Origin of the sequence: Blautia sp. DFI.6.71 (assembly GCF_020593585.1) — a bacterium.
In the GTDB taxonomy this organism is placed as follows: Bacteria; Bacillota; Clostridia; order Lachnospirales; family Lachnospiraceae; genus Blautia_A; species Blautia_A wexlerae.
Genome location: NZ_JAJDMJ010000088.1, coordinates 1 through 6756, shown reverse-complemented (window position 1 = coordinate 6756; position 6756 = coordinate 1). Strand labels below are relative to the sequence as shown.

The following is a 6756-nucleotide window of genomic DNA, read 5'->3' as shown; positions in this document are numbered from 1 at the left end:
TTTCTTCCGCTCGCTAGGGGAAATCAGCTATGCTGATTTCACAGCTCGCACCCATATAAATATTATACCATATGTATTGGTTTATGTAAACATTTGTTCTGTTGTTTAGTAAAAAAATTTGCGCGTCTAACTCATCACTGAAAGTAACGAGAATGCGACGCGCAGTTATTCAATATGTGAATATATTCATCAAAAATACTACCATCTATATGTTTCCCCTGCAAATAACCATTTCGTATAAGATTTCCAAAATACTCAACTTTATCGGTCGTTGCCAACCTTTGCACTGCCTCTTTTGCTCGTGCAAAATTGATGATAAACTCTACATCATTTACCATTTCCGATGTTATAGAATGATCATCTTGCAAAATAACATCTAACAATTCCTGTTCTTTCTTTTGCTGAAAATCATTTAATAACTTATTTGTTGATGAATCAATTAAATCCCCCAAAACAGGGATTGCCTTTATAGGTGCCAATAAAACTGATTCAACAACCGGATTTTCTTTAATATCCTTTATTTCATTTGCATTATATAAGGAATTTTTTGCCATTTCTAATTTTTCATTCATTATTGTTCTCCCATTTTCATCACAACAACTATTTTATCCCAAGTAGATACTTCGTTTAATATAAATCTCCAACATATCCATCTGCTTCCAGATGCATATAACACTCATTCACCTGCTCAGACTCCAAGATCTGTAAAACGTATTCCATACCTGTAGCCAATTCTTTGGTTTTTAATTCTTCCAGCGGAATCCAATACACCTGCCCTTCCTCCGAACATGTCAATTCTCCGATAAATCTATCAGCTCTGTACAGCGTAATCACATAATGTACTCCACCCTTATGCCAATGATATAAACCGCAGAGCTTCGGTGTTTCAATCGTAAGACCTGTTTCTTCCCAAACTTCCCGGATCATAGATTTTTGAAATATCTCGTTCTGCTCCACATGACCACCTGGAAAAGTTGTCCCTGTATAGCTGTCATTCACTTTATCCAATGCCAGCACATTTCCTTTGTCATCTTGGATCATACACATATTCATAAAGCAAACCTTCTCAATCCGACTCTCTTCTTTTTCATTCAGAGATCTTCTGATACGTTTATTGATATCCGATCGTTTGGATTTGTAATGCTTGAATACCTCTCCATACGGAATCCAGATTTCTGCATCTTCAATTTTTTCATACACAATATCCACCACTTCTTCCAGATGTTTGTCGTTTGGGAAAGTGTATTTTTTCATATAATAATCCCTGGTTGCCTGGAACATCCATTCTGCAATCTTCTCTTTCTGCTTTAATTTCAACTGAGCATATTTCTTGTCAGTCTGCAGTAATTTTCCATCTATCATTTCATGGTTTTTCCGTGACATCGGCAAGACCTCTTTTCCTCTTTTCTCATTCAGATTTTACTATACCATAGAATCCTTCTTTCGTCATACCTCAGATCTGCGATGTCCTATTTTTCTTCTCTGAATACCTTATCTATAGAGGGTTCTTTTCAAAAGACTCTCTTCCGGCGGCTGTGCCACCGGTAAATAGCAAGGACAGGAAGTGTATATACACTTCCAAAAAAACCAGCAATTTAGGGAACCCTGTCCTAAATCAAAAACACAAAAGCCACTACTTTGAGCAACCAATGAAAGGAGAATCTATCTATGGCAAAGAGAAAAATGGTGCTAGAATATAAATAGTACAAGCCAAAATGAGAAATTCCAAATACACATAAGCATGATACAATAGAGGCATGCTGAAGGAGGATCTCATATGGCAAAGCAACATGACAAACAATTTAAACTTGATGCAGTCCAGTACTATCAGGATCACAAAGATCTCGGAGTACGTGGATGTGCAGAAAATCTTGGCATCGGATACAGCACATTAACAAAATGGCTGAAAGACTTCCGGGAATCAGGTGATATTCCTGTTCGTGGTTCTGGTAATTATGCATCTGATGAGCAGAAGGAAATTGCCCGTCTCAGACGTGAATTACGTGATGCCCAAGATGCACTTGATGTGTTAAAAAAAGCAATCAACATTCTGGGAAAATGACGGAAGCCATTTATCTTGAAGTGTCTGAGAAGACGGAAGCTGCCAAAAAGGCTGGACGCCGGGTTTCCGTCTCCGGAATGTTGAAATTTTTAGGTGTCTCTCGCTCAGGATATCTTGCATGGCTCCACCACGTACCTTCTGATACAGAAAAACGTCGTAAAGCTGTAAAAGCAAAAATACAGGATATTTATGATGATTCCAAGCAGAACTACGGTGCTCCGAAAATCACTGTAGAACTTCGAAAAACTGGTGAAATCATTTCGGAAAGAACCGTTGGTACATATATGCGCCAAATGGGGATCCGTGCTCAGTGGAGCAAACTATGGACGATCACCACAAAAGATTCCGATTTCAGCACTGAATTACAAAATATCCTTGATGAGCAATTTAATCCTGATCGTCCGAATGCAGTCTGGTGTTCGGATATTACCTACATCTGGACAATAGATGAATTTGTCTATCTGACCAGTGTTATGGATTTATTTTCCAGAAAAATCATAGCCTGGACGCTTTCAGAAACACTGGAAGTATCTTACGTGATTGATACTATAAACAAAGCCAAAGCTCGCCGAAATATCGATCAACCATTAATTATCCATTCGGATCGTGGCAGCCAATATGTTGCAAAGGAATATAAAAAAGCAACCGAAAATATGCAGCGCAGTTATTCGAAGAAAGCTTTTCCGTGGGATAATGCATGCATTGAATCCTTTCATTCTATTATCAAACGTGAATGGCTCAATCGCTTTAAAATTCGCGACTATAAGCAGGCATACCAGTTGATTTTTGAATATCTGGAAGCTTTCTACAATACGAAACGAATTCATAACCATTGCAACTATATGTCGCCAAACGAATTCGAACGAGTGCATGAAAGAACGCACACTGAGGCTGAGCTTCTGGCAGGTTAAAATGGGGAGAAATTTCTCATTTTAACTTGTACTAAATCTTGACATAGGACCAAGTTTCATTATCATTCATAAGATAAGAACCCCTACACTGTAATGCATTATTTATTGATTGAGCAGACTGATAACAGCTCTATACAACAAAAGGTTAGGAAACTCCCTTTCAGGTGTTCCCTAACCTTTTGTTTGTAACATCGTTTATGTTTCTTTCACACTCCGCTAAATCCATGTACTCGGCTCATTTTTTCTATATTTTAACGGAGACACTCCGTATGTTTTTTTGAAGCTTCTGATAAAATAACTTACATTCTGATAGCCACTGAGCATTGCAACCTCTGTAACTGGAATGTCCGAATTTTGTAACAACTGTTTTGCATGCTCCAACCGCAAATATGTAACATATTTTGAAAGCGTAATATGAAAATGTTCTTTAAAATATTGCGATACATATTTTTCAGAAAGATGGAACTGTTCCCCAAATTCCTTTAATGATATCTCCCCTGTAAAACTCTGCTGTATGTATGAAATCATCTCTTTTTCTACAGTATTTCTTCCACTTTTATCATTTTCGATTATAAATCCATTCTCCCACATGCGAAGAATAAATTGTAAAAGAATTATTTTTGTCTTTATCTGAACAGCTATTTCCAACTTCTTTTCATCATTTTTTGCCATATATATTTCGGCCAACTGCTCACACAACTCTTTTGCTGCATCCTTGATCCTTGGTCTTATCATCAAATGACCATTTTTTAATGGAGTAAGCAATTTATCATCTAACATGTCATCTGTGCAAAAAGAGATATATTCAAGTGGAAAAAGGAAAGTAAAATAATCCTCTTCTCCAGCCTGTGAACCCATGAAATGCAGATTGCCCGGCGACACTACAAAAGCATCCCCGGGGGTTCCAATATAATTTTCTCCTGATATACTTACAGTCAAAAACCCACTTTTTACATATATAATTTCCAGTTCATCATGCCAATGTACCGGTATCTGAAATGATCGTCCCTCATTTTTTATATGATATGTACTAAACGGATCATCCTTTGTACCATGCGGTTTATTTTCCTTTAATTCAAAGTACATAATCTCTCCTATACTTCTATAAGACCTTTACTTTTCCATTTTCCACTCTTCCATCTAAGTACCATTCCCACAGCTCTCGCACATTCGTCACCTGCCATAGCAATATATGATCCTACAGCCAGAAGTCCCATGTGTATTCCGAGAAAATAAGTTCCGCCAACTGCAAACAAATACATAAATATTGCACCTAGTATAACCGGGAAAAGTGCGTCTCCACTCGTTTTTAATGCCTGACCATATACAAGGTTTGTTACCCTTCCAAATTCAAGAAAGACATCTACTATTAACAACTTTACCACAAGATTTATCATCTGTGTATCATCAGTAAATATATGCACGATAAAATGTCCTGCCAATGCAAATGTCACGGAAAAACAGGTCGCTGTGATGATACCGTATATCGCAGCTTTTCTCGTTCCCCTGTTACATTCCTCAAACTCTTTTGCTCCAATTCTCCAACCGGTCATAATTGCATTTGCCTGAGCAAGGGCAGCTCCCACACAATATGAGAAATTTGAAATCTGTACAGCATATGAGCGTGCTGTAACATTCATTCCATCCACATCCATCTGATTCATAAAACGCACAATAAAGGTCATTGCGATGTTGTAAAGTGCTGTTTCAAGCGCAGAAGGAAAACCAATCTTAACAATCTGCGCAAATATCTTTCTTGATGCAATTCGCTCAAGACTCTGTTTTGCTTTTATAAGCACAGCCCCCATACCTGCTACAATAATAAGATTTACAACTCTTGAAATAACCGTGGCAACAGCAACTCCCATTACACCCCAGTTGAATACAAATAAGAATACTGAATTAAGTATTATATTGAGAACATTTCCAACAACAGTTCCTATCAAAGAATGTTTTGTATATCCAAACACTCTCAAATAACTGGAGAAAATAGGAATCAGTGCATTTAAAAAACATGCGCCGCCAACAATTCTAAGATATATTTCAGCCGGCTCAAGCAAAGCCGGAGCAATACTTACGATTCGAAGTATCCCACCAGAAAAAGTAGCAAGAATGACAGACATTACGATACCTATCAATGCGTTGAATATAAGTCCAAGTTGTCTTGCCTGATACGCTATCCCCGGTCTTCCGGCTCCGATATTTTGTGACATAACAGCTATCATACCCGACGATATTACGCCGAACATGATAATAAAAACACCTATATATGTATTTGCTGTTCCCACTGCTCCTACAGCCTGGTCGCTTACAGATGATAGCATAAGCGTATCGACCATACCTGAAAGCATATAAAATAAAGTTTCTAAGCCTATTGGCACAGATAACTGTGTTAATGTTTTTCTTTCAGCTGCCATAGTTTTCTCCTCACATACAATTCAAGAATACTATATCAATAATACGATATATTTCTATGTAATTCTTGTATAATATCCTGTGAAAATTGCACTATTTCTATTTTATCTTAAAAAGTACTAGATCGTGTTACTGAAAAATGGACCGCAAAATACCCGAATTCTATGAAACGCTGGTATGATAACTGGGATGCAATAACACCGATTTTCAAGTTTTCACCGGATGTCGGAAAGGTTATTTACACGACCAATGCAATTGAAAGTCTGAATTCTACCTACCGTAAGTTCAACCGTCAGAGAAGCGTATTTCCAAGTGATACAGCACTCCTGAAAGCCCTGTATCTGGCAACTTTTGAAGCCACAAAAAAATGGACTATGAGCATTAGAAACTGGGGACGGGTCTACGGTGAACTCAGCATTATGTATGAGGGACGACTCCCAGAATAACAGAATCTATATGCATGATGAGAAGGACGTTTTTGACGTCTGCTCTTGACATGCCCGAAATCATGTCGTATATATAGCAAATAGTCTTTTACAATAAACAGATCATTGTTCTTCTCCACCGCATAGGGAAGCAGCGTGCCGAATATTTCTGTAAATTCCTCTGTGTCACATGACTCAAACATACATAAGATCATCTCCATTGTTGTTTCCAAAACTAAACGATCCATTTTCATTTGTGTCAGGTCCTGTACCTTTCGGTGGTATCATTATTGCTTCGCTCTTCCCGTAGGAGTCTTCGCCTGCACGAGCCGGATTAACTCCGGTAAGCATGTTTCTCAAGATGTATCAGCTCCTTCAATTGTCAAGGTGCAATCGGAAGAACTGTCTGAACCTCTTTTACGTTTGTGATTTTTGGAAATCAGAGGATTTTCAATTTGCCTTCCATATACTCTGTATTGGGAGCGACAAAATCGGACATGATTTTAGAAATTTTTTGAAATTATTTTTTGAAGTGTAAAAAGATATAAAAAAAAGATGCCAGGATTTCTCCTGACACCATAGTGACTATGCCAACTTCGTGCCCACTTGGCACAAGGTTGATTGTATTATTCTTCATTTCCTAATGATATTGGTTCTTTCTTTGTTTTCTTGTTTTTAGATATCATCTTATGACCTGTGTAAATAGCCATAATCATACAAAGCAAAGAACTTGCCGCAAAATATTTATGGCTTGATTTTAAACCTTTATATCCGCTATAAAAAGTTCCTAGCATCGTTATCAATGCTCCGACAGACCAATATTCATGAGCTTTCATTCTAACATCTCCTTTTGTGTTAATTTTAATATGTGCCTTTTAATGAAATATGCAAACTTGAATTTGGAGTGTGCTTTATAAATTTTTTCCGATTCCCTCAAGTTCGT

8 protein-coding genes and 1 pseudogene are annotated in these 6756 nt (G+C 37.5%); 3 read left to right on the top strand and 6 right to left on the bottom strand.

What is annotated here, in order from left to right:
• Nucleotides 1-134 precede the first annotated feature (134 nt).
• Complete coding sequence (locus LJE12_RS18945; RefSeq protein WP_055154318.1) at nucleotides 135-572, bottom strand: hypothetical protein; 438 nt, start codon at nucleotides 570-572, stop codon at nucleotides 135-137.
• A 55-nt stretch (nucleotides 573-627) separates the two neighbouring features.
• A complete protein-coding gene (locus tag LJE12_RS18940) occupies nucleotides 628-1383 on the bottom strand; it encodes an 8-oxo-dGTP diphosphatase (RefSeq protein ID WP_118569674.1) in 756 nt (251 codons plus the stop codon).
• Between the two features lie 394 nt (nucleotides 1384-1777).
• Between LJE12_RS18940 and LJE12_RS18935 the strand changes: the two genes are divergently transcribed.
• Nucleotides 1778-2062, top strand: a complete 285-nt coding sequence (locus tag LJE12_RS18935) for a transposase (RefSeq protein ID WP_005612369.1) — start codon at nucleotides 1778-1780, stop codon at nucleotides 2060-2062.
• On the top strand, nucleotides 2059-2973 hold the full coding sequence (locus LJE12_RS18930; protein WP_118614317.1) for an IS3 family transposase: 915 nt from the start codon (nucleotides 2059-2061) through the stop codon (nucleotides 2971-2973). The genes LJE12_RS18935 and LJE12_RS18930 overlap by 4 nt, the downstream gene beginning before the upstream one ends.
• Before the next feature lie 216 nt (nucleotides 2974-3189).
• Here the strand turns inward: LJE12_RS18930 and LJE12_RS18925 are convergent, their stop codons facing one another.
• Together LJE12_RS18925 and LJE12_RS18920 are read right to left on the bottom strand one after the other, a co-directional pair.
• Nucleotides 3190-4059, bottom strand: coding sequence for an AraC family transcriptional regulator (locus LJE12_RS18925; RefSeq protein WP_118614319.1), 870 nt, complete (start codon nucleotides 4057-4059; stop codon nucleotides 3190-3192).
• A gap of 8 nt (nucleotides 4060-4067) precedes the next feature.
• The gene (locus LJE12_RS18920) at nucleotides 4068-5390 is read right to left on the bottom strand and encodes an MATE family efflux transporter (protein WP_118614321.1); all 1323 of its coding nucleotides are present in this window, start codon (nucleotides 5388-5390) and stop codon (nucleotides 4068-4070) included.
• Between the two features lie 117 nt (nucleotides 5391-5507).
• On the opposite strand from LJE12_RS18920, the pseudogene LJE12_RS18915 reads away from it, so the two are divergent.
• Nucleotides 5508-5834 (top strand): annotated as a pseudogene (locus tag LJE12_RS18915) (transposase); the annotation flags it as partial.
• 174 nt (nucleotides 5835-6008) lie between these two features.
• Here LJE12_RS18915 and LJE12_RS18910 read toward each other — a convergent pair.
• A complete protein-coding gene (locus LJE12_RS18910; RefSeq protein ID WP_182437636.1) occupies nucleotides 6009-6173 on the bottom strand; it encodes a hypothetical protein in 165 nt (54 codons plus the stop codon).
• A gap of 266 nt (nucleotides 6174-6439) precedes the next feature.
• Entirely contained in the window at nucleotides 6440-6649 is a 210-nt protein-coding gene (locus tag LJE12_RS18905) for a DUF6219 family protein (protein ID WP_118614323.1), read from the bottom strand.
• Nucleotides 6650-6756 lie beyond the last annotated feature (107 nt).

Coding starts and splice junctions, on each gene's coding strand:
- LJE12_RS18945 (WP_055154318.1), bottom strand. CDS start 572: ATGAATGAAAAATTAGAAATGGCAAAAAATTCCTTATATAATGCAAAT.
- LJE12_RS18940 (WP_118569674.1), bottom strand. CDS start 1,383: ATGTCACGGAAAAACCATGAAATGATAGATGGAAAATTACTGCAGACT.
- LJE12_RS18935 (WP_005612369.1), top strand. CDS start 1,778: ATGGCAAAGCAACATGACAAACAATTTAAACTTGATGCAGTCCAGTAC.
- LJE12_RS18930 (WP_118614317.1), top strand. CDS start 2,059: ATGACGGAAGCCATTTATCTTGAAGTGTCTGAGAAGACGGAAGCTGCC.
- LJE12_RS18925 (WP_118614319.1), bottom strand. CDS start 4,059: ATGTACTTTGAATTAAAGGAAAATAAACCGCATGGTACAAAGGATGAT.
- LJE12_RS18920 (WP_118614321.1), bottom strand. CDS start 5,390: ATGGCAGCTGAAAGAAAAACATTAACACAGTTATCTGTGCCAATAGGC.
- LJE12_RS18905 (WP_118614323.1), bottom strand. CDS start 6,649: ATGAAAGCTCATGAATATTGGTCTGTCGGAGCATTGATAACGATGCTA.